Source organism: Aliivibrio logei (genome assembly GCF_001691055.1).
In the GTDB taxonomy this organism is placed as follows: Bacteria; Pseudomonadota; Gammaproteobacteria; order Enterobacterales; family Vibrionaceae; genus Aliivibrio; species Aliivibrio salmonicida.
This window is the reverse complement of the sequence record NZ_MAJU01000003.1, coordinates 1-527: the sequence shown is the minus strand read 5'-3', so window position 1 is coordinate 527 and position 527 is coordinate 1. Positions and strand designations below refer to the sequence as shown.

The following is a 527-nucleotide window of genomic DNA, read 5'->3' as shown; positions in this document are numbered from 1 at the left end:
GCGGGCAATGATCTAGCTAACGATACCGAGTTCGAAGTAAGCGTGGCGTCAACCGATGCGGCGGGTAATGAAGTTAACAGCACTGCGACATCAACCCACACGGTCGATCTGGTTGCAGATGCAGGCACCGTAACAGTGTCGAATATCACTGAAGATGACGTGATCAACGCGGCAGAAAGCGGACAAACTATTGCGGTAACGGGCACAGCGATCGGTGGTGACATCAGCGAAAACGATGTGGTGACCATGATCATCAATGGTCAGGCTTACGACACTACGGTTGATGCGAACGGTAACTGGACAGTCGATGTGGCGGGCGCCGATCTTGCAGCCGACACCGAGTTTGAGGTAAGCGTGGCGTCAACGGACGCGGCGGACAACGAAGTTAACAGTACTGCGACTTCAACCCACACGGTCGATACATCAGCGGATGCTGGCACCGTAACGGTGGCCGATATCACGGCAGATGACGTGATTAACGCGGCTGAAAGTGGACAAACTATTGCGGTAACGGGCACAGCAACGGG

1 protein-coding gene is annotated in these 527 nt (G+C 54.6%); it reads left to right on the top strand.

Going from position 1 to position 527, the window contains the following annotated elements:
• On the top strand, positions 1-527 hold a 527-nt coding region (locus A6E04_RS00435; protein ID WP_139078717.1), incomplete at both ends, for an Ig-like domain-containing protein.